The organism is Herbaspirillum rhizosphaerae (assembly GCF_001189965.1).
Taxonomy (GTDB): domain Bacteria; phylum Pseudomonadota; class Gammaproteobacteria; order Burkholderiales; family Burkholderiaceae_D; genus Herbaspirillum; species Herbaspirillum rhizosphaerae.
On the sequence record NZ_LFLU01000002.1, the window covers coordinates 402318 to 421945 of the forward strand.

A 19628-nucleotide genomic window follows, 5' to 3' on the forward strand; every position below is an offset into this window, starting at 1 on the left:
GGGCGCACAAGCTTACCATTACCGCGCTGCGGATGGCGATAGGCCGGTAAAAAATCGTTCGCCCATTTCTTCCAGTCCCAGCGATTGCAAGACTTCCTGCAGGCGTTCGGTCGGACGTTTGCGCGGCAGGTCCTTGTAGCGGGCGATGATCAGTTCGTTCTTCATCGAGTGCTCCCAGCCGACCAGTTCGGTGACACTGACCTGATAGCCGTGCGCCTCCAGTTGCAAACAACGCAACACGTTGGTGACCTGGCTGCCGAATTCGCGTGTGTGCAGCGGATGGCGCCACAGTTCGGTCAGCGATGTGCGGCCCAGCGACTGGCCCTTGTTGCGGTTGAGCACCGAGGCGACCTCGGCCTGGCAGCAAGGCACCAGCACCATGAATTGCGCGCGCTTTTTCAGGGCGAAGTGGATGGCGTCGTCGGTGGCGGTGTCGCAGGCGTGCAATGCCGTGACCACGTCGATCTGTTCCGGCAGGGCGGTGGATTCGATGGAGTCGGCCACCGACAGGTTGAGGAAAGACATGCCGGGGAAGCCGAGCCGTTTTGCCAGGTCGGCCGACTTCTGCACCAGTTCTTCGCGGGTTTCGATGCCGTAGATACGCGACGCGCCTTCCAGCGATTTGAAGAACAGATCGTAGAGGATAAAGCCGAGATACGACTTGCCGGCGCCATGATCGACCACGCTGACATCGGGATGCTGCGTACGGATTTCCTGCAGCAGCGGTTCGATGAACTGGTACAGGTGATAGACCTGCTTGAGCTTGCGGCGGCTGTCCTGGTTCAGCTTGCCGTCGCGCGTCAGGATGTGCAATTCCTTGAGCAGCTCGATCGACTGGCCGGGACGGATTTCCGGCGCGAGTTCGGTGGGCTGGGCGTCGCCCTTGGCCTTGGTTTTTTGCTGACCTGCCGGTCGTGCGTCTGGCTTGCTCATGTCGTTGCTGCTTGCGTGGTCGGCATGCTGGTATTGCCGCGCCCGTGGACGGTTTGCGTCCGGCGGCGGCGTTGCAGGCCGGGGATGAATGGAGAGCGCGATTTTACCAGCAGTTCGCGCGATGCAAGGCGGCAGCGGAAAGGGCGGTTGGCGCAGACCGTTATCTTGTGTCCCTGCAGCAATACACGGATCGGGGGATAATTGCGCATCCGTCTGAAAAATGTCTTGGCTCTCCTTCGGCCATAGCCAGGTATTACCTCGTCCGGGGCGCACCGCAAATTCGCTGCGCCTCGGATTGTTTTGTGCGCCATCCTGAAAGCGATCATGTCTTTGAATCAACCCGCCGCATCTGCCGCCGCACCCGTCACTGGTACTGCCTTGCAGCAGCAAGCGGCCAGCCACAGTTGGCAGATACTGGCCTTCCTGAGTGCGCTGATGGCCTTCGCCTCGATTTCCACCGACCTGTACCTGCCCGCGCTGCCGGCGATGGAGCTTGCCTTGCATGCCGATGCCGGCAAGCTGGAATGGACGCTGTCCGGCTATCTGGTCGGCTTCAGCCTCGGGCAACTGGTGTGGGGCCCGGTCAGCGATCGCTACGGCCGGCGGCTGCCGGTGGCGTTGGGGCTGGTGCTGTTCATCATCGGCTCGGCCGGTTGCGCGATGTCGACCAGCGCCGGCATGATCATCGGCTGGCGCGCGGTGCAGGCGGTCGGCGCCTGCGCCAGCGTGGTGCTGGCGCGCGCCATGGTGCGGGATCTGTACTCCGGCCACCGCGCAGCGCAGATGATGTCGACGCTGATGACGGTAACCGCGATTGCGCCGCTGGTGGGGCCGAGCCTGGGCGGACAAATTCTGCAATGGTCGTCCTGGAGCGCCATTTTCTGGACGCTGGCCGGCGTCGGCGCCGTCACCCTGGCGGGCCTGTCCATGCTGCCGGAGACTTTGCCTGCAGCGCGCCGGGTGCAGGAGCCGCTGCGTCGCGCGATCATGCGCTACGGCGAATTTCTGCGTCATCGCCGCGTGCTCGGCTATGCCGGCGCAGGAGGTTTTTTCTACGGCGGCATCTACGCCTACCTGGCCGGCACGCCGTTCGCGTACATCACCTACCACCACGTGTCGCCGCAGTTTTACGGCGTGCTGTTCGGCGGCGGCATCATCGGCATCATGGCGACCAACCTGCTGAACTCGCGGCTGGTGCATCGTATCGGCGGCGACCGCCTGCTGCGCGGCGGCACTGCGGTGACAGCGCTGTCGGGGCTGTGGCTGGCGCTGGATGCGGCTACCGGATGGGGCGGCCTGGCGGGATTGGTGGCGCCGTTGTTTTTGTTTGTTGGCGTGACCGGCTTCATTGTTGCTAATTCCATCGCCGGCGCGCTGGCCTGCTTTCCTGAGCGCGCGGGAGCGGTGTCGGCGCTGGTCGGCGCGATTCAGTACGGCACCGGTATTCTGGGCTCGGCGCTGGTCGGCGCGTTTGCCAACGGCACGCCGGCGCCGATGGGCTGGGTGATTGCGGCGATGGGCGTCGGCAGTTATTTGTGCGCGCGCTTCCTGGTGCCGCATACGCCGGACTGATCCTGCCCGTGAAATGAAAAGAGCCGCATGATTTCTCATGCGGCTCTTTTTTTACCCGTCCGGGCTTAATCAGACGTTCACGACTTAAACGTTGAACAGGAAGTTCATCACGTCGCCGTCCTTGACGATGTATTCCTTGCCTTCGGCGCGCATCTTGCCTGCTTCCTTGGCGCCTGCTTCGCCCTTGAAGGCGATGTAGTCTTCGTAAGCGATGGTCTGTGCGCGGATGAAGCCGCGTTCGAAGTCGGTGTGAATCACGCCGGCGGCTTGCGGGCCGGTGGCGCCGACCGGCACTGTCCAGGCGCGGACTTCCTTGACGCCTGCGGTGAAGTAGGTCTGCAGGCCGAGCAGCTTGAAGCCGGCGCGGATCAGACGATCCAGGCCCGGCTCTTCCATGCCCATGTCGGCCAGGAATTCGGTCTTGTCGGCGTCGTCGAGGTCGGCGATTTCAGATTCGATGGCGGCGCAGATGGCGACGATCGGTGCGCCCTGTTCTGCCGCGTACTTGGTCAGCAGGTCCAGCAGCGGGTTGTCGGTGAAGCCGGTGTCGGAGACGTTGGCGACATACATGGCCGGCTTGGCCGTGATCAGGCACAGCGGCTTGATCAGCGCCATCTCTTCAGCGTCCAGACCCAGCGCGCGCACCGGCTTGGCATCGTCCAGCGCCGGCATGATGCGTTCCAGCAGGGCGACCAGCTTGGCGGCGTCCTTATCGCCCGAGCGGGCTTTTTTCTGTTCGCGGTGGATGGCTTTTTCAACGGTGCCCATGTCGGCCAGCGCCAGTTCGGTCTGGATCACGGCGATGTCGTCCAGCGGGCTGACTTTGCCGGAGACGTGAATCACGTTCGGATCTTCAAAGCAGCGCACCACGTTGACGATGGCGTCGGTTTCGCGGATGTGCGACAGGAACTGGTTGCCCAGGCCTTCACCCTTGGACGCGCCGGCGACCAGGCCGGCGATGTCGACGAACTCGACTGTTGCCGAAAGGATACGTTCCGGTTTGACGATGTCTGCCAGCGCCTGCAAGCGCGGATCGGGCACTTCGACCATGCCGACGTTCGGTTCGATGGTGCAGAACGGATAGTTTTCGGCGGGGATGCCCGCTTTGGTCAGGGCATTGAAGAGGGTCGATTTACCGACGTTGGGCAGGCCCACGATGCCGCATTTGAGGCTCATGACAAAATTCTTTCTTAATCAAAAGCGGTATTGTAGCAAGTCGGGCCGCCTAACTATAGCTTTAGGAGCGGTTTGGGCGCGGACAGGCGAAGGGGTTTGCAAGACAAGGGCGATTGTCGGGAAATTCGCCAAAAACACGGCAAGAATGCCGCAACGCACCAGGATTGGTGCGTTGAAGTGTTTCCAATTTGTTTCTGTGTGTTAAAAGGCCGGTCCGGCGTTGGTTTGTATTTACACTCGCTATGGCCTGATCAAAAGCAATTGTTCTTTTTGCTCTACAATGTCGCCTTTGGAGAATTCTTGGTATCCGTCTTGCCTAACATCGTAGAAATCCGCGACTTACACTTTGGTTATGGGGACCGTCCGATCCTGTCGGGCCTCCGCATGGACTTCCCGCGTGGAAAAGTGATCGCCGTCATGGGCGGTTCCGGTTCCGGTAAAACCACGATCCTGCGTCTGATCGGCGGCCAGCTGCGTCCGCAATCGGGCAGCCTGACCGTGGACGGCCAAAATGTACCGGACCTGAATACGTCGGGGCTTTATCTGCTGCGCCGCAAGATGGGCATGCTGTTCCAGAACGGCGCCTTGTTTACCGACATGACGGTGTTCGACAACGTCGCTTTCCCGCTGCACGAACATACCGATCTCCCGGAAGAACTGATCCGCGACCTGGTGCTGCTCAAACTCAATGCGGTTGGTCTGCGCAATGCCGCCCGCCTGAAGCCGGCCGAGATTTCCGGCGGCATGGCGCGCCGTGTGGCGCTGGCGCGCGCGATCGCGCTGGACCCGGCGCTGATCATGTACGACGAGCCGTTCGCCGGGCTCGATCCGATTTCCATGGGCGTGACCGCCAACCTGATCCGCAAGCTCAACGATGCGCTTGGCTCGACCTCGATCCTGGTGTCGCATGACGTCAATGAGTCGTTCGGGATCGCCGATTACGTCTACTTCCTGTCGGAAGGCAAGATCGTCGCGCAAGGCACGCCCGACGAGATGCGCGCTTCGCAGGATCCTTACGTCAAACAATTCGTGCACGCCGAGGCCGATGGCCCGGTACCGTTCCACTATCCGGGCCGCTCGCTGGCAGAGGACGTCGGCCTGGGAGGGCAGCAATGATTCTCGATTTCTTCGCTGCGCTCGGCCGCACGCTGCGGGAGTTCGTGCTGGGACTCGGCTTTGCCGCGCGCATGTTCTGGACCGTGGTGCGTTCGTCCGGCGGCCTGTGGCGCCGTCCGCGCCTGATCACGGATCAGATCCACTTCATCGGCAACTATTCGCTGGTGATCATCGCCGTGTCGGGCTTGTTCGTCGGTTTCGTGCTGGGTTTGCAGGGGTATTACACGCTAAACAAATACGGCTCCGAACAGGCGCTGGGCTTGCTGGTGGCCTTGTCGCTGACGCGCGAGCTCGGTCCGGTGGTGACGGCGCTGCTGTTCGCCGGTCGCGCCGGCACCTCGCTGACGGCGGAAATCGGCCTGATGAAGGCCGGCGAGCAACTCTCCGCGATGGAAATGATGGCGGTCGATCCTTTGCAGCGCGTGATTGCGCCGCGTTTCTGGGCGGGTGTTGTTGCCATGCCCGTGCTGGCGGCAATTTTTAGTGCTGTCGGGGTGATCGGTGGTTATATTGTGGGTGTGCTCATGATCGGCGTCGACGAAGGCGCGTTCTGGTCGCAGATGCAGGGCGGCGTGGACGTCTGGAACGACATCGCCAACGGCGTGCTCAAGAGCGTGGTTTTCGGTATTGCGGTAACCTTTGTTGCGCTCTATCAAGGATATGAAGCCAAGCCGACGCCAGAAGGCGTTGCGCGGGCCACGACGCGCACCGTGGTGATTGCTTCGCTGATGGTGCTGGGACTGGACTTCTTGCTGACGGCGCTGATGTTCAGCTAAGCAAGGCAGTCGACGAGCAAGAACAAGAGAGAGGGAAAGCCTGCAACGGGTTCGGTGTCATGAACTTCGCAGCGCAGGCTTCTGATTGATTTTTAGGATGGCTAGGTATGCAACGTAAAACATTGGACGTGTGGGTAGGTTTGTTTGTCTTGCTGGGGGCAGCGGCTTTGATTTTCCTGGCGCTGAAGGCCGGCAACATGAGCTCGTTCTCGTTCAGCCAGAAGACTTACGCCATCACGACCAAATTCGACAACATCGGCGGCCTGAAGGCGCGCGCAGCGGTCAAGAGCGCCGGCGTGGTGGTGGGCCGCGTCGATTCGATCAAGTTCGACGACAAGACATTTCAGGCAGTGGTGACGCTCAACATGGATGAGCGCTACCAGTTCCCAAAGGATAGTTCCGCCAAGATCCTGACTTCAGGCCTGCTTGGCGAGCAATACATCGGTATCGAGCCGGGGGGTGATGTAAAAAATCTGGCGGCAGGCGACACGATCAAGCTGACGCAGTCGGCGATCGTGCTGGAGAACCTGATCAGCCAGTTCTTATATAGCAAGGCAGCAGAGGGAAAGGATAATTCAAAATGAAAACCGCAGCTCGCATCAGTACGCTGGCCATGGTCGCCGCGCTCAGTGGTTGCGCAACGTCTAACAACCCGAACGACCCGCTGGAAGGTTTCAACCGCGCGATGTTCAGTTTCAACGATACCGTTGACAAGGTGGCCTTGAAGCCGGCCGCGCAGGCTTATCAATTTGTTCTGCCTGAGTTCGTGCAGACCGGTATCGGCAACTTCTTCGGCAATATCGGCGACCTGTGGTCGGCCGTGAACCAGATCATGCAGGGCCGCGTTGAAACCGGTGTGACCAGCTTCATGCGCGTCGCCGTCAACACGACTTTCGGTCTGGGCGGTGTGCTCGACGTCAGTACCGAAGCGCGCCTGACCAAGCAAAAGTCCGATTTCGGCCAGACGCTGGGCAAGTGGGGCGTAGGCTCCGGTCCTTATGTCGTGCTGCCGTTGCTGGGCCCGTCGACGATTCGCGATACGGCGGCGTTGCCGGCCGATTTCTACGGCGACCTGTGGAGCTACAAGAAGCCGGTGCGCTGGCGTAACGTCGGTTCCGTGGTGCGCGTGATCGACAAGCGCGCACAGCTGCTGGATGCGTCCAACCTGCTGGAAGATGCCGCTCTGGATAAGTACGACTTCGTGCGCGACACTTACCTGCAAAGCCGCCAGTCGCAGATCGACGGCAACAAGGACGAAGGCAAGACAAGCAAGGAAGAAGTCATCAAGCCGTAACAGCAGGACATCAGCAGTACTGCTGGCTTAACCCGGGCGCTGCAAATGCGCCCGGCGTCACTTGAAAAACCGGACAATGGCACCAGCTTATATCTCCGGTATCCGTTTGGAACCGGCAACGCTTTGCCGGCTTCAATTGTGGCAACGTGGTCGCCGTGGTTGGCGCAACCAGTTAATGAATGGATCTACAGACTATGAACATGCTCTCTAAATTATTGGCAATCGCCGTGTCGGTTTCGGCCCTGACATTCGCTTCCGCCGCCTCCGCGCAAGAAGCGCCGGACGCCCTGGTCAAGCGCATCAGCGAAGAAGTGCTGAACACCGCCAAGACCGACAAGGATATCCAGGCCGGCAATATCAGCCGCATCGTTGCGCTGGTTGAAGAAAAAATCCTGCCCTACGTCGACTCCGAGCGCATGACCGCGCTGGCAGCCGGCCGCTACTGGCGCCAGGCGACACCGGAGCAGCAAAAGCAACTGGTTACCGAATTCCGCAGCCTGCTGATCTACACCTATTCAGGCGCGCTGTCGCAAGTGCGTGACCAGAAGATCGAATACAAGCCATTGCGCGCCGACCCGGCCGACACTGAAGTCGAAGTCCGCTCGCAAGTGATCCAGTCGCGCGGCGAACCGATCCAGCTGAGCTATCGCCTGGAAAAGCTGGCGACCGGCTGGAAGATGTATGACGTCAACGTCATGGGCGCATGGCTGGTGGAAGCCTACAAGGGCACGTTCCAAAGCGAAATCACCAAGGGCGGCATCGACGGCCTGATCAAGAGCCTGTCGGACAAGAACAAGCAGCTGGCTGCGCGTTCCTCCGCCAAGAAGTAATCGTCCCACTACGGTAAATCCACAGGAATCCTTGCCATGTTCAAACCAGGCGTCACACTGACCGTCGACAACGCCACCGCCACGCTGGCGGCAGGCTTGCAAGCAATTGCAGGCGGCCAGTCGGCTATCGACCTGAGCGGCGTGGCGACGGTGGATTCGTCCGCCGTGGCGACCTTGTTGGCCTGGCAACGTGCGGCAAAACAAAAAGGCCTGGCTTTGCAGTTCGGCGTCCTGCCGGCCAATCTGCAAAGCCTGGTCGACCTGTACGGCGCCGCCTCCCTGCTGGGCGCGCCGACCTCGGCTTCCGACCGACATCACTGATCTCCTTCCCGTTGTCATCGGGCCATCAGGCCGGTAGTAAGCGTTCCCCTTCAGCATTCCTCTTTGCTTTGCCGTTCCGGCTGCAAGATCGGAAATCCCCTATAATCCAACGTTTCGCCGCACCGGGTATTGCCTTGATGCAAAAGGCTTGCGGCATGTTTTGTTTTCTCACCGTGTCCTAAAAGCGCACCAAAAAAATGGCTGCTCTCCAGATTAACAATGTCGAAAAACGCTACCAGTCGCTGCAAGCGCTGGGCGGCGTTTCGCTCTCTATCGAAGAGGGCGAGTTTTTCGGCCTGCTCGGTCCCAACGGGGCCGGCAAAACCACGCTGATTTCCATCGTGGCAGGTTTGAATCGCGCCGATTCCGGCTCGGTCACCATCCACGGGCACGACGTCGTCAGCGATTACCGCGCTGCGCGCACCAAGCTCGGCGTGGTGCCGCAGGAACTGGTGTTCGATCCGTTCTTCACCGTGCGCGAGACCCTGCGCATGCAGTCCGGCTATTTCGGCCTGAAGAATAACGACAAGTGGATCGACGAGGTGATGGATAACCTCGACCTGACCAACAAGGCCGACACCAATATGCGCGCCTTGTCCGGCGGCATGAAGCGCCGCGTGCTGGTGGCCCAGGCGCTGGTGCACAAGCCGCCCGTGATCGTGCTCGACGAGCCGACCGCCGGCGTCGACGTGGAACTGCGCCAGACCCTGTGGAAGTTCATCGGCCGCCTCAATCGCGAAGGCCACACCATCGTCCTGACCACGCACTACCTGGAAGAAGCGCAGGCGCTGTGCAACCGCATCGCCATGCTGAAACTGGGCAAGGTCGTGGCGCTGGATTCGACCGATGCGCTCATCAAGCGCATTTCCGGTTCGCAACTGGTGCTGCGCCTGAAGTCGGGCGGTTTGCCCGATAGTTTGCGTCCGCTGGTGACGCATCCCGAGGAATTGTTGTCGGGCGTGAAATACACCCTGCGCGTGAACGACTACAACGACGTCGAGCCGATCCTGTCGGCGCTGCGTCAGGGCGGCGCCGTCATCGACGACATGCAGCTGCAACAGGCCGATCTGGAAGACGTCTTCATCCAGATCATGGAAGGTGCCAAATGACCGGTTTTCAAACCTTGTTCTACAAAGAAGTGTTGCGTTTCTGGAAAGTCGCAACCCAGACCGTGACTGCGCCGATCATGACGGCCATGCTGTATCTGCTGATCTTCGGCCATGTGCTGCAAGACCACGTGCAGGTCTATCCCGGCGTGCAATATACCGGCTTCCTGGTGCCCGGCCTGGTGATGATGAGCGTGTTGCAGAACGCCTTCGCCAACAGCTCGTCGTCGCTGATCCAGTCCAAGATCACCGGCAACCTGGTGTTCGTGCTGCTGACCCCGCTGTCGCATTGGGAAATGTTCGGCGGCTATGTGCTGGCGGCGGTCGTGCGGGGCCTGATCGTCGGCGCCGGCGTGTTCGTGGTGACGGCCTGGTTCGGTCACCTGAGCTTCGTCGCGCCATGGTGGATCGTGATCTTTGCGTTGCTGGGTGCAGCCATTCTCGGCACCATGGGTCTGGTGGCCGGCATCTGGGCCGAGAAGTTCGACCAGCTGGCGGCGTTCCAGAATTTCCTGATCGTGCCGCTGACCTTCCTGGCCGGCGTGTTCTATTCGATCCATTCGCTGCCGCCGTTCTGGCAAACGGTCTCGCATTTCAACCCGTTTTTTTATATGATCGATGGTTTCCGCTACGGCTTCTTCGGACAGTCGGATATCAATCCCCTTGTCAGCTTCTCCATCGTCGCCGTCTTCTTTATCGTGCTGGCGACGCTGGCGGTACGCATGTTGAAGAGCGGCTACAAATTGCGCACCGGCGCACACTGACGGCCAAGGCCGTTGCATATTGATTACCTAGTGAAGAGCCGCACCATGCTACCCACACCTGAACTCGTTAAAAACTACATCGCCGCCGGCCTCGCCTGCTCGCACCTCGAAGTCGAAGGCGACGGCCAGCACTTTACCGCCGTGATCGTGTCCGATGCTTTTACCGGCAAACGCCTGATCCAGCGTCATCAATTGGTATACGCCGCGCTCGGCGACCGCATGCGCGAGGAAATTCACGCTCTGTCGATGAAGACCCTCACTCCCGAAGAATTTCAGAAATAAGGCCTAGCTTTTTCATGGACAAGCTTTTAATCCGCGGCGGTAACCGCCTCTCCGGCGATGTCGTCATTTCCGGCGCCAAGAACGCCGCGCTGCCTATCCTGTGCGCCGGCCTGCTGACCGCCGATACGCTGGAACTGTCGAACGTCCCGAACCTGCAGGACGTGACCACGATCCTCAAGCTGATGCGCCAGATGGGTTTGCGCGCCGAGCAGAACGATCACAGCGTCACCCTCAACGGCGGCGACATCACCAAACTGGAAGCGCCGTACGAACTGGTCAAGACCATGCGCGCCTCGATTCTGGTGCTGGGTCCTTTGCTGTCGCGTTTCGGCGAAGCCAAGGTCTCGCTGCCGGGCGGTTGCGCCATCGGCTCGCGTCCGGTCGACCAGCACATCAAGGGCCTGCAAGCCATGGGCGCCGAGATCACCATCGACGCCGGCTACATCTACGCCAAGGCCAAACGCCTCAAGGGTACGCGCATTGTCACCGACATGATCACCGTCACCGGCACCGAAAACCTGCTGATGGCGGCGGTGCTGGCCGACGGCGAAACCGTGCTGGAAAACGCCGCGCGCGAACCTGAAGTCAGCGACCTCGCGCACCTGCTGGTGGCCATGGGCGCCAGGATCGAAGGCATCGGCAGCGACCGCCTGGTGATCCAGGGCGTCGACAAGCTGCACGGCGCATCGCACACCGTCATCGCCGACCGTATCGAGACCGGTACTTTCCTGTGCGCAGTGGCGGCAGTCGGCGGCGACGTCACCCTCAAGAACACCCGCAGCAGCCTGCTCGACGCGGCGCTGGACAAGCTGCGCGAAGCCGGCGCCATCCTGACTTCCGGCGACGACTGGATTCGCGTGCAGATGGCGCGCCGCCCGAAGGCAGTCAGCTTCCGCACCACCGAATATCCCGGCTTCCCGACCGACATGCAGGCGCAATTCATGGCGCTGAACTGTATCGCCGAAGGCACCAGCCACGTGACCGAAACGATTTTCGAAAACCGCTTCATGCACGTGCAGGAACTGAACCGCCTGGGCGCGGCCATCGACATCGAAGGCAACACCGCGATCGTCAAGGGCGTCGAGAAATTCGTCGGCGCGCCGGTGATGGCGACCGACTTGCGCGCCTCGGCATCGCTGGTGATTGCCGGCCTGGCGGCGCAAGGCGAGACCCTGATCGAGCGCATCTATCACCTCGACCGTGGCTACGATCGCATGGAAAACAAGTTGTCGTCGATCGGTGCCCAGATCGAACGCGTTAAATAATCAGCAGTACACATCGGCAGTAAAACATGACTCAGCAACTCACCCTCGCACTGTCCAAAGGACGCATCTTCGAAGAAACGCTGCCGCTGCTCAAAGCCGCCGGCATCGAAGTCACCGAAGATCCCGAGACCTCGCGCAAACTGATCCTGCCGACCAACGATCCGGCAGTGCGCGTGATCATCGTGCGCGCCTCGGACGTGCCGACCTACGTGCAATACGGCGCGGCCGATTTCGGCGTGGCCGGCAAGGACGTGTTGCTGGAGCATGGCGGCGAAGGGCTGTACCAGCCGATCGACCTGAACATCGCCAAGTGCCGCCTGTCGGTCGCGGTGCAGGACGGTTTCGATTACGCCAGCGCGGTGCGCCAGGGCGCGCGCCTGCGTGTGGTCACCAAATACGTCAAGACCGCGCGCGAGCATTTCGCTTCCAAGGGCGTGCACGTCGACCTGATCAAGCTGTACGGCTCGATGGAACTGGGCCCGCTGGTCGGCCTGTCCGACGCCATCGTCGACCTGGTCAGCACCGGCGGCACCTTGCGCGCCAACAAGCTGGTCGAAGTCGAACACATCATGGAAATTTCTTCACGCCTGGTCGTGAACCAGGCCGCGCTGAAACTCAAGCGCGAACGTCTGCAACCGATTCTGGAAGCATTCGAAAAAGCCTCGCAGGCAAACGCATAAATCAGCATCCGCATTGACCGCAGCAAAGGCACATCATGGGAATAGCCATCCGAAAACTCGATTCTACCGAAGCCGGCTTCCAGCAAAAGCTGTCTGCCGTGCTGGCCTTTGAAGCCAGCGAAGATGAAGCCATCGATCGCGCCGCTGCGGGCATCCTGGCCGACGTCAAGGCGCGCGGCGATGCTGCGGTGCTGGAATACACCAACCGTTTCGATCGCCTCACCGCCACCGGCGTTGCGGCATTGGAAATCGGCCAGAATGAATTGCAGCAAGCGCTGGCAGGTCTGCCTGCTGCGCGTCGCGATGCCTTGCAAACGGCCGCCGACCGCGTGCGCGCGTATCACGAGCGCCAGAAGAAGGAATGCGGCTCCGACGGGTTTCTCTATACCGAAGCCGACGGCACCGTGCTGGGACAAAAAGTCACGCCGCTCGATCGCGTCGGTATCTATGTACCGGGCGGCAAGGCCGCCTATCCGTCGTCGGTGCTGATGAACGCGATCCCGGCCAAGGTTGCCGGCGTGCAGGAAGTCATCATGGTGGTGCCGACGCCGGACGGCGTGAAGAATGAACTGGTGCTGGCCGCCGCAGCGATTGCCGGCGTCGACCGTGTGTTCACCATCGGCGGCGCACAAGCCGTCGGCGCACTGGCGTACGGCACCGACACCATTCCGCCGGTCGACAAGATCGTCGGTCCCGGCAACGCCTACGTCGCTGCCGCCAAGCGCCGCGTGTTCGGCACGGTCGGCATCGACATGATCGCCGGTCCTTCGGAGATCCTCGTGATCTGCGACGGCAGCACCGATCCCGACTGGATCGCCATGGATTTGTTTTCGCAAGCCGAGCACGACGAGCTGGCGCAATCCATTTTGCTGTGCCCGGACGCCGATTACATCGCGCAAGTGGAAGCCAGCATCAACAAGCAACTCGACGCCATGCCGCGCAAGGACGTGATCCGCACCTCGCTGACCGATCGCGGCGCGCTGATCAAAGTGCGCGACATGGACGAAGCCTGCGAGATCGCCAACATGATCGCCGCCGAGCATCTGGAAATTTCTGCTGAAGAGCCGCAGCAATGGGCCGACAAGATCCGTCACGCCGGCGCCATGTTCCTCGGCCGTTTTTCGTCGGAATCGCTGGGTGATTACTGCGCCGGTCCGAATCACGTGTTGCCGACTTCGCGTACGGCGCGCTTCTCGTCGCCGCTGGGGGTCTACGATTTCCAGAAGCGTTCCAGCATCATCCAGGTCAGCGAAGCCGGCGCCCAGACGCTGGGCAAGGTGGCAGCCGAGCTGGCCTACGGCGAAGGCTTGCAGGCGCACGCGCGTTCTGCGGAGTACCGACTCAAATGACCACGCGCCGCGTAGAGCCAGGCCTGCGATGAGCTGGCTCGACCGCGTTTTTTGCGAAGATGCGCTGGATGGTCTGGCGCGCATTCCCGATGGCCAGATCGACCTGCTGATCGCAGATCCTCCATACGGCCTCGGCAAGGACTACGGCAACGACTCCGACAAGCTCGACACCGAGGCTTACCTGGCGTGGACCGAGCAGTGGATCACCGCCGCCATTCCCAAGCTCAAGACTAACGGCAGCCTCTACATCTTTCTGACCTGGCGTTACTCGCCGGAAATTTTCGTCATGCTCAAGCGCCGCATGACCATGCTCAACGAAATCATCTGGGACCGTCGCGTGCCGTCGATGGGCGGCAGCACCCGCAAGTATTCGTCGGTGCACGACACCATCGGTTTCTTTGCGCGTGCCAAAGATTACTACTTCGACCTCGACGCCATCCGCATTCCTTACGATGCCGAGACCAAGAAGGCGCGTTCGCGCTCGATCTTCGTCGGCGCCAAGTGGCTGGAAATGGGCTATAACCCGAAAGACGTCTGGAGCGTGTCGCGCCTGCACCGCGAGCACAAGGAGCGCGCCGACCATCCGACGCAAAAGCCGCTGGAAATCGTCGAGCGCATGATCAAGGCGTCCTGCCCGCCGGGCGGCGTGGTGCTCGATCCCTTCATGGGCAGCGGCACGACGGCGGTGGCGGCAAGGCGCTGCGGCCGGCAGTTTGTCGGCTTTGAACTGAACCCTGCCTATTGCGCACTGATTGAGCAGCGCGTGGCCGACCTGGATTCCACATCAACACAGACCTCCAATGAGCAAGTCACTGGTTGAACGCATCATCCGCGCCGATGTGCGCGCGCTGTCGGCTTATCCGGTGCCGGACGCCGCCGGCTTCGTCAAGCTCGACGCCATGGAAAACCCCTACACGCTGCCGCAGGCTTTGCGCGCGGAGCTGGGGCAGCGCCTGGCCGAAGCCGCACTCAATCGCTATCCGGTGCCGTCCTACACGCAACTGAAGGCCAAGCTGTGCCGCCACATGGGCGTGCCGGCAGGTTTCGACGTGCTGCTGGGCAATGGTTCGGACGAGTTGATTTCCATCGTCTCGGTGGCCTGCGCCCAAGCAGGCGCCAAGGTGCTGGCGCCGGAGCCCGGTTTCGTGATGTATGGCGTATCGGCCAGGTTTGCCGGTCTCGACTATATCGGCGTGCCGCTCAAGGCGGATTTCACGCTCGACCTCGACGCCATGCTGGCGGCGATTGCCCTGCATCAGCCGGCGATCACCTATCTCGCCTATCCGAACAATCCGACCGGCACGCTGTACGACGCCGGCGATATGGAAGCGATCCTGCGTGCCGTCGGCGACAGCGGCATCGTGGTGGTGGACGAGGCCTACCAGCCGTTCGCGCAAGAGAGCTTCATGCCGCGCTTGCCGGAATTCAACAATCTGGTGGTCATGCGCACCGTGTCCAAGCTCGGGCTGGCCGGCATCCGTCTCGGCTACATGGCCGCGAGCGCTGCGTTGTTGCAGGAATTCGACAAGGTGCGTCCTCCTTACAATATCAATGTGCTGACCCAGACGGCGGCGGAGTTCGTGCTCGACCATACTGCCGAGCTGGACCGGCAGGCGGCGGCGCTGCGCAGTGCGCGCAGCGATCTGGCGGCGGCGATTTCCGCCGTCGGCGCTATTGAAGTTTTTCCTTCCGCAGCCAATTTCTTACTGATTCGGCTGGCAAATGCGGATAAAGTGTTTGCAGGACTGCTGCAACGTAAGGTATTAGTCAAAAATGCCGGTAAAATGCATCCATTGCTGCAAAATTGCCTGAGAGTCAACGTCAGCACACCCGAAGAGAATGCCTCGTTCCTGGACGCCCTGAAAGCAACGCTTGAAGAGCTCAGCCCGGAATCACTTTTGTAATGTCTGTTTTACCCTGATCATGTCAACTCCACGAACTGCAGAAGTCGTCCGCAACACCAACGAGACGCAAATTCGCGTCGCGATCAACCTGGATGGCACCGGCCAGCAAAAGCTGGACACCGGCGTGCCTTTTCTCGATCACATGCTGGACCAGATCGCGCGCCATGGTTTGATCGACCTCGACATCCAGGCCAAGGGCGACCTGCACATCGATGCGCATCACACCGTGGAAGACGTCGGCATCACGCTGGGCCAGGCTTTCGCCAAGGCCATCGGCGACAAGAAGGGCATCCGCCGTTACGGTCACGCCTATGTGCCGCTCGACGAAGCGCTGTCGCGCGTGGTTATCGATTTTTCCGGCCGTCCGGGCCTGGAGTACCACATCCCGTTTACGCGCTCGATGATCGGCGGCTTCGACGTCGATCTGACCAGCGAATTCTTCCATGGCTTTGTCAATCATGCGCAGGTCACGCTGCATGTCGACAACCTGCGCGGCATCAATGCGCACCATCAATGCGAAACCGTATTCAAGGCTTTCGGCCGTGCATTGCGCATGGCCATCGAGCTTGACTCGCGCGCGGCAGGAACGATTCCTTCCACCAAAGGCAGTCTGTAATGTGAGCTGGCCGGCAGAGCTGCTGCGTCAGCTGCTTTTGCCGTCCGCACTTTCTGTGCTTTTGCATTTTTTACTATGAATAAAATTGTTGTAGTGGATTACGGGATGGGCAACCTGCGCTCGGTCGCGCAAGCCCTGCGTCACGTCGCGCCTGAAGCCGACGTGCGTATTTCCGGCGAAGTCGCCGATATCCAGTCGGCCGACCGTGTCGTGCTGCCGGGCCAGGGCGCGATGCCGGACTGCATGCGCTGCCTGCGCGAGTCTGGTTTGCAGGAAGCCGTGATCGCCGCTTCGCGCAGCAAACCCTTGTTTGGCGTCTGCGTCGGCGAACAAATGTTGTTCGACTGGAGCGAGGAAGGCGATACGCCGGGACTCGGCCTGTTGCCGGGCAAGGTGGTGCGCTTCCAGCTCGACGGTCAGATACAGGACGACGGCTCGCGTTTCAAGGTGCCGCAGATGGGCTGGAATCGCGTCCACCAGAAGGTCGCGCATCCGCTCTGGGACGGCATTGACGAGCAGGCCTACTTCTATTTTGTGCACAGCTATTACGCGCAGCCGGGGCAGTCGGCTCACACCGTGGGCGAGACCGTCTACGGCGAACCGTTCGCCTGCGCGGTCGCGCGCGATAATATTTTTGCAACGCAATTCCATCCGGAAAAAAGTGCCTCTGCGGGTTTGCAGCTGTACCGGAATTTCGTACACTGGAAACCTTGATTTTTGCTTAATTTTTGTCCAACCGGCAAGTTGCGCAGCAATGCTGACTTGTTCTCTTTTTACCTAACGTTATTACCGTAGCCATGCTGCTGATACCTGCCATCGACCTGAAAGACGGTCATTGCGTTCGCCTGAAGCAAGGCGATATGGACCAAGCCACCGTATTCTCCCAAGACCCCGCCGAAATGGCGCGGCACTGGCTCGCGCAAGGCGCCCGTCGTCTGCATCTGGTTGACCTGAACGGCGCCTTCGCCGGCAAGCCGAAGAACGAATCCGCCGTCAAAGCCATCCTCAAGGCCGTGCGCGATTTCGCCGTCGAAAACGACGTCGACGAAATCCCCGTGCAGCTCGGCGGCGGCATCCGCGATCTCGACACCATCGAACGCTATCTCGACGACGGCCTGTCCTACATCATCATCGGCACTGCTGCGGTGAAGAATCCAGGCTTCCTGCACGATGCCTGCAGCGCGTTCCCGGGCCAGATCATCGTCGGCCTCGACGCCAAGGACGGCAAAGTCGCCACCGACGGCTGGAGCAAGCTGTCCGGCCACGAAGTGGTGGACCTCGCGCTCAAGTTCGAAGGCTACGGCTGCGAAGCCATCGTCTACACCGACATCGGCCGCGACGGCATGATGGGCGGCGTCAACATCGAAGCGACCGTGCGCCTGGCGCAGGCCGTGTCGATTCCTATCATCGCCTCCGGCGGCGTGCACAGCATCAAGGACGTTGAAGCTCTGTGCGGCGTGCAGGACGAAGGCATCGAAGCCGTCATCTGCGGCCGTTCGATTTATGAAGGCACGCTGGACCTGAGCTCGGCGCAGGATCGCGCCGACGAGCTGACGGAAGAAGCATCACCGGCGTCCGAAGGGTCCGACAGCGAACAATCATGACACTCGCAAAACGCATCATTCCCTGTCTCGACGTGACAGCCGGACGGGTTGTCAAAGGCGTCAACTTCCTCGAGCTGCGCGACGCCGGCGATCCGGTTGAAATCGCGCGCCGCTATGACGAGCAGGGCGCGGATGAAATCACCTTCCTCGACATCACCGCCTCGTCGGACGGCCGCGGCCTGATCCTCGACATCATCGAAGCGGTGGCCTCGCAGGTCTTCATTCCGCTGACGGTCGGCGGCGGCGTGCGCGCGGTCGACGACGTGCGCCGCCTGCTCAATGCCGGCGCCGACAAGGTCGGCATCAACACCTCGGCCGTGACCAATCCGCAACTGGTGGAAGACGCCGCGAGCAAATACGGTTCGCAATGCATCGTCGTGGCCATCGACGCCAAGCGTACCGGCGAAGGCAAGTGGGAAGTGTTCACCCACGGCGGCCGCAACGCTACCGGGCTGGATGCGGTGGAGTGGGCGCGCAAGATGGCGCAACTGGGCGCGGGCGAAATCCTGCTGACCAGCATGGACCGCGACGGTACGCGCAGCGGCTTCGACCTGGCGCTCACGCGCGCGGTGTCCGAAGCGGTGGCGATTCCGGTGATTGCCTCCGGCGGCGTTGGCGGCTTGCAGGATCTGGCCGACGGCATCAAGCAGGGCAAGGCGGATGCCGTGCTGGCGGCGAGCATCTTCCATTACGGCCAACATACCGTACAGGAAGCCAAACATTTTATGGCCGATCAAAATATTCCTATGAGGCTGGCATGAGCATCAGTGCAAAATGGCTGAACAAGGTGAAGTGGGACGAAGTCGGGCTGGTGCCGGTGATTGCTCAGGAAGTCGGCTCCAACGACGTGCTGATGTTTGCCTGGATGAATCGCGAAGCGCTGGCCAAGACTGTGCAATCCGGCGAAGCCGTTTACTGGAGCCGCTCGCGCAAGAAGCTGTGGCACAAGGGCGAAGAATCCGGCCATTTCCAGAAGGTCCATGAAATCCGCCTCGACTGCGACGAAGACGTGGTCTTGCTCAAGGTCGAGCAGGTTGCCGGCATTGCCTGCCACACCGGCCGCCATTCCTGCTTCTTCCAGAAGTTCGAAGGCAACGCCGAGACCGGCGAATGGCAGACTGTCGAGCCGGTCCTGAAGGACGACGAAGCCGCGGCGCCGGAAAAAGAAAAGCCGAAGCGTACGCGCAAAGCCACTCCCAAAGCCACACCCAAGGTCGAGTCATGAGTGAAACACTGCGCCGTCTGGCCGAAGTCATTGAGTCGCGCAAGCTGGCCAACGGCGGCAATCCTGAAAAGTCCTATGTCGCCAAGCTGTTCTCCAAGGGCGACGACGCCATCCTGAAAAAGATCGGCGAAGAAGCGGCGGAAACCATCATGGCCGCCAAGGATGCGCGTGTGAGCGGCGATGCTTCCAAGGTGCTCTACGAATGCGCCGACTTGTGGTTCCATTCCATGGTCATGCTGGCGCAATTCGATCTCAAGCCGCAGGATGTGCTGAACGAACTGGCGCGCCGCGAGGGCTTGTCGGGCCTGGAAGAGAAAGCCGCCCGTCCGGCCGACGCCTGAGCAGAACACCACCATCAAACAACCATAGCCAGGACAAGCGGCGCAGACGCCCGCTTATCGAGACACCGAGGAGGAGCAGCTTTGGATAACTGTATTTTCTGCAAGATCGCCGCCAGGCAGATTCCGTCGAAGATGATTTATGAAGACGACGACGTCATCGCTTTCCACGACATCAACCCGGCCGCACCGGTGCACTTCCTGATCATTCCCAAAGAACACGTCGCCACGCTGGCCGATTGTGCCGGGAAGCACGCCGCGCTATTGGGTAAAATGGCCTTGCTTGCACCAAAACTGGCGCAGGAACAGGGATGCGGTTACCAGCTTGATGCGAGCGGCAACAAGAGCGGCGGTTTCAAGACGCTTTTCAATACAGGCCCGGACGGTGGCCAAGAGGTGTACCATCTGCATATGCATGTGATCGGCGGCGCGCATCCGTGGCGCGCCAAGTCCGTGCTGCAGGGATAAGCCGGTAAC

The 19628-nt window shown here is 60.9% G+C and carries 24 protein-coding genes; 22 read left to right on the top strand and 2 right to left on the bottom strand.

What is annotated here, in order from left to right; all coding sequences use genetic code 11:
- Positions 1-18: 18 nt before the first annotated feature.
- On the bottom strand, positions 19-933 hold the full coding sequence (locus tag AKL25_RS04625; RefSeq protein WP_050476455.1) for a class I SAM-dependent methyltransferase: 915 nt from the start codon (positions 931-933) through the stop codon (positions 19-21).
- A gap of 324 nt (positions 934-1257) precedes the next feature.
- Here AKL25_RS04625 and AKL25_RS04635 point away from each other — a divergent pair, with 324 nt between their 5' ends.
- The gene (locus AKL25_RS04635; RefSeq protein WP_050476631.1) at positions 1258-2505 is read left to right on the top strand and encodes a multidrug effflux MFS transporter; all 1248 of its coding nucleotides are present in this window, start codon (positions 1258-1260) and stop codon (positions 2503-2505) included.
- 84 nt (positions 2506-2589) lie between these two features.
- Here the strand turns inward: AKL25_RS04635 and ychF are convergent, their stop codons facing one another.
- The gene (gene ychF, locus AKL25_RS04640) at positions 2590-3681 is read right to left on the bottom strand and encodes a redox-regulated ATPase YchF (RefSeq protein ID WP_050476457.1); all 1092 of its coding nucleotides are present in this window, start codon (positions 3679-3681) and stop codon (positions 2590-2592) included.
- Between the two features lie 312 nt (positions 3682-3993).
- Between ychF and AKL25_RS04645 the strand changes: the two genes are divergently transcribed.
- The 21 genes from AKL25_RS04645 to AKL25_RS04745 all read left to right on the top strand — a co-directional run bounded on the left by AKL25_RS04645 (position 3994) and on the right by AKL25_RS04745 (position 19619).
- On the top strand, positions 3994-4797 hold the full coding sequence (locus AKL25_RS04645; RefSeq protein ID WP_050476632.1) for an ABC transporter ATP-binding protein: 804 nt from the start codon (positions 3994-3996) through the stop codon (positions 4795-4797).
- Positions 4794-5573, top strand: a complete 780-nt coding sequence (mlaE, locus tag AKL25_RS04650; protein ID WP_050476458.1) for a lipid asymmetry maintenance ABC transporter permease subunit MlaE — start codon at positions 4794-4796, stop codon at positions 5571-5573. Before AKL25_RS04645 ends, mlaE begins: the two co-directional genes overlap by 4 nt.
- A gap of 107 nt (positions 5574-5680) precedes the next feature.
- A complete protein-coding gene (gene mlaD / locus AKL25_RS04655; RefSeq protein ID WP_050476459.1) occupies positions 5681-6157 on the top strand; it encodes an outer membrane lipid asymmetry maintenance protein MlaD in 477 nt (158 codons plus the stop codon).
- Complete coding sequence (locus AKL25_RS04660) at positions 6154-6867, top strand: MlaA family lipoprotein (RefSeq protein WP_050476460.1); 714 nt, start codon at positions 6154-6156, stop codon at positions 6865-6867. The genes mlaD and AKL25_RS04660 overlap by 4 nt, the downstream gene beginning before the upstream one ends.
- 194 nt (positions 6868-7061) lie before the next feature.
- Positions 7062-7697, top strand: coding sequence for an MlaC/ttg2D family ABC transporter substrate-binding protein (locus AKL25_RS04665; RefSeq protein WP_050476461.1), 636 nt, complete (start codon positions 7062-7064; stop codon positions 7695-7697).
- Between the two features lie 36 nt (positions 7698-7733).
- Complete coding sequence (locus tag AKL25_RS04670) at positions 7734-8018, top strand: STAS domain-containing protein (protein ID WP_050476462.1); 285 nt, start codon at positions 7734-7736, stop codon at positions 8016-8018.
- Positions 8019-8215: 197 nt separating this feature from the next.
- Positions 8216-9127 carry an ABC transporter ATP-binding protein gene (locus tag AKL25_RS04675; RefSeq protein WP_050476463.1) on the top strand — a complete coding sequence of 304 codons (912 nt, stop codon included), beginning with the start codon at positions 8216-8218 and terminating at the stop codon, positions 9125-9127.
- Positions 9124-9888 carry an ABC transporter permease gene (locus AKL25_RS04680; RefSeq protein WP_050476464.1) on the top strand — a complete coding sequence of 255 codons (765 nt, stop codon included), beginning with the start codon at positions 9124-9126 and terminating at the stop codon, positions 9886-9888. The genes AKL25_RS04675 and AKL25_RS04680 overlap by 4 nt, the downstream gene beginning before the upstream one ends.
- Before the next feature lie 45 nt (positions 9889-9933).
- A complete protein-coding gene (locus AKL25_RS04685; RefSeq protein WP_050476633.1) occupies positions 9934-10170 on the top strand; it encodes a BolA family protein in 237 nt (78 codons plus the stop codon).
- A gap of 14 nt (positions 10171-10184) precedes the next feature.
- Complete coding sequence (gene murA / locus AKL25_RS04690; RefSeq protein ID WP_050476465.1) at positions 10185-11435, top strand: UDP-N-acetylglucosamine 1-carboxyvinyltransferase; 1251 nt, start codon at positions 10185-10187, stop codon at positions 11433-11435.
- A gap of 26 nt (positions 11436-11461) precedes the next feature.
- Positions 11462-12115, top strand: a complete 654-nt coding sequence (hisG, locus tag AKL25_RS04695) for an ATP phosphoribosyltransferase (RefSeq protein WP_050476466.1) — start codon at positions 11462-11464, stop codon at positions 12113-12115.
- A gap of 35 nt (positions 12116-12150) precedes the next feature.
- On the top strand, positions 12151-13464 hold the full coding sequence (hisD, locus tag AKL25_RS04700) for a histidinol dehydrogenase (RefSeq protein ID WP_050476467.1): 1314 nt from the start codon (positions 12151-12153) through the stop codon (positions 13462-13464).
- Between the two features lie 28 nt (positions 13465-13492).
- Entirely contained in the window at positions 13493-14284 is a 792-nt protein-coding gene (locus tag AKL25_RS04705) for a DNA-methyltransferase (RefSeq protein ID WP_050476468.1), read from the top strand.
- Positions 14265-15368 carry a histidinol-phosphate transaminase gene (hisC, locus tag AKL25_RS04710; protein ID WP_050476469.1) on the top strand — a complete coding sequence of 368 codons (1104 nt, stop codon included), beginning with the start codon at positions 14265-14267 and terminating at the stop codon, positions 15366-15368. The genes AKL25_RS04705 and hisC overlap by 20 nt, the downstream gene beginning before the upstream one ends.
- 19 nt (positions 15369-15387) lie before the next feature.
- A complete protein-coding gene (gene hisB, locus AKL25_RS04715) occupies positions 15388-15984 on the top strand; it encodes an imidazoleglycerol-phosphate dehydratase HisB (protein ID WP_050476470.1) in 597 nt (198 codons plus the stop codon).
- 75 nt (positions 15985-16059) lie between these two features.
- On the top strand, positions 16060-16698 hold the full coding sequence (gene hisH, locus AKL25_RS04720; protein WP_083444575.1) for an imidazole glycerol phosphate synthase subunit HisH: 639 nt from the start codon (positions 16060-16062) through the stop codon (positions 16696-16698).
- A gap of 83 nt (positions 16699-16781) precedes the next feature.
- On the top strand, positions 16782-17588 hold the full coding sequence (hisA, locus tag AKL25_RS04725) for a 1-(5-phosphoribosyl)-5-[(5-phosphoribosylamino)methylideneamino]imidazole-4-carboxamide isomerase (protein WP_050476472.1): 807 nt from the start codon (positions 16782-16784) through the stop codon (positions 17586-17588).
- Positions 17585-18349, top strand: a complete 765-nt coding sequence (gene hisF / locus AKL25_RS04730; protein WP_050476473.1) for an imidazole glycerol phosphate synthase subunit HisF — start codon at positions 17585-17587, stop codon at positions 18347-18349. Before hisA ends, hisF begins: the two co-directional genes overlap by 4 nt.
- Entirely contained in the window at positions 18346-18813 is a 468-nt protein-coding gene (hisI, locus tag AKL25_RS04735) for a phosphoribosyl-AMP cyclohydrolase (RefSeq protein ID WP_050476474.1), read from the top strand. Before hisF ends, hisI begins: the two co-directional genes overlap by 4 nt.
- A complete protein-coding gene (locus AKL25_RS04740; RefSeq protein WP_050476475.1) occupies positions 18810-19154 on the top strand; it encodes a phosphoribosyl-ATP diphosphatase in 345 nt (114 codons plus the stop codon). Before hisI ends, AKL25_RS04740 begins: the two co-directional genes overlap by 4 nt.
- A gap of 81 nt (positions 19155-19235) precedes the next feature.
- Positions 19236-19619 carry a histidine triad nucleotide-binding protein gene (locus AKL25_RS04745; RefSeq protein WP_050476476.1) on the top strand — a complete coding sequence of 128 codons (384 nt, stop codon included), beginning with the start codon at positions 19236-19238 and terminating at the stop codon, positions 19617-19619.
- The last annotated feature ends 9 nt before the right edge of the window (positions 19620-19628 follow it).

Coding starts and splice junctions, on each gene's coding strand:
- AKL25_RS04625 (WP_050476455.1), bottom strand. CDS start 933: ATGAGCAAGCCAGACGCACGACCGGCAGGTCAGCAAAAAACCAAGGCC.
- AKL25_RS04635 (WP_050476631.1), top strand. CDS start 1,258: ATGTCTTTGAATCAACCCGCCGCATCTGCCGCCGCACCCGTCACTGGT.
- ychF (WP_050476457.1), bottom strand. CDS start 3,681: ATGAGCCTCAAATGCGGCATCGTGGGCCTGCCCAACGTCGGTAAATCG.
- mlaE (WP_050476458.1), top strand. CDS start 4,794: ATGATTCTCGATTTCTTCGCTGCGCTCGGCCGCACGCTGCGGGAGTTC.
- mlaD (WP_050476459.1), top strand. CDS start 5,681: ATGCAACGTAAAACATTGGACGTGTGGGTAGGTTTGTTTGTCTTGCTG.
- AKL25_RS04660 (WP_050476460.1), top strand. CDS start 6,154: ATGAAAACCGCAGCTCGCATCAGTACGCTGGCCATGGTCGCCGCGCTC.
- AKL25_RS04665 (WP_050476461.1), top strand. CDS start 7,062: ATGAACATGCTCTCTAAATTATTGGCAATCGCCGTGTCGGTTTCGGCC.
- AKL25_RS04670 (WP_050476462.1), top strand. CDS start 7,734: ATGTTCAAACCAGGCGTCACACTGACCGTCGACAACGCCACCGCCACG.
- AKL25_RS04675 (WP_050476463.1), top strand. CDS start 8,216: ATGGCTGCTCTCCAGATTAACAATGTCGAAAAACGCTACCAGTCGCTG.
- AKL25_RS04680 (WP_050476464.1), top strand. CDS start 9,124: ATGACCGGTTTTCAAACCTTGTTCTACAAAGAAGTGTTGCGTTTCTGG.
- AKL25_RS04685 (WP_050476633.1), top strand. CDS start 9,934: ATGCTACCCACACCTGAACTCGTTAAAAACTACATCGCCGCCGGCCTC.
- murA (WP_050476465.1), top strand. CDS start 10,185: ATGGACAAGCTTTTAATCCGCGGCGGTAACCGCCTCTCCGGCGATGTC.
- hisG (WP_050476466.1), top strand. CDS start 11,462: ATGACTCAGCAACTCACCCTCGCACTGTCCAAAGGACGCATCTTCGAA.
- hisD (WP_050476467.1), top strand. CDS start 12,151: ATGGGAATAGCCATCCGAAAACTCGATTCTACCGAAGCCGGCTTCCAG.
- AKL25_RS04705 (WP_050476468.1), top strand. CDS start 13,493: ATGAGCTGGCTCGACCGCGTTTTTTGCGAAGATGCGCTGGATGGTCTG.
- hisC (WP_050476469.1), top strand. CDS start 14,265: ATGAGCAAGTCACTGGTTGAACGCATCATCCGCGCCGATGTGCGCGCG.
- hisB (WP_050476470.1), top strand. CDS start 15,388: ATGTCAACTCCACGAACTGCAGAAGTCGTCCGCAACACCAACGAGACG.
- hisH (WP_083444575.1), top strand. CDS start 16,060: ATGAATAAAATTGTTGTAGTGGATTACGGGATGGGCAACCTGCGCTCG.
- hisA (WP_050476472.1), top strand. CDS start 16,782: ATGCTGCTGATACCTGCCATCGACCTGAAAGACGGTCATTGCGTTCGC.
- hisF (WP_050476473.1), top strand. CDS start 17,585: ATGACACTCGCAAAACGCATCATTCCCTGTCTCGACGTGACAGCCGGA.
- hisI (WP_050476474.1), top strand. CDS start 18,346: ATGAGCATCAGTGCAAAATGGCTGAACAAGGTGAAGTGGGACGAAGTC.
- AKL25_RS04740 (WP_050476475.1), top strand. CDS start 18,810: ATGAGTGAAACACTGCGCCGTCTGGCCGAAGTCATTGAGTCGCGCAAG.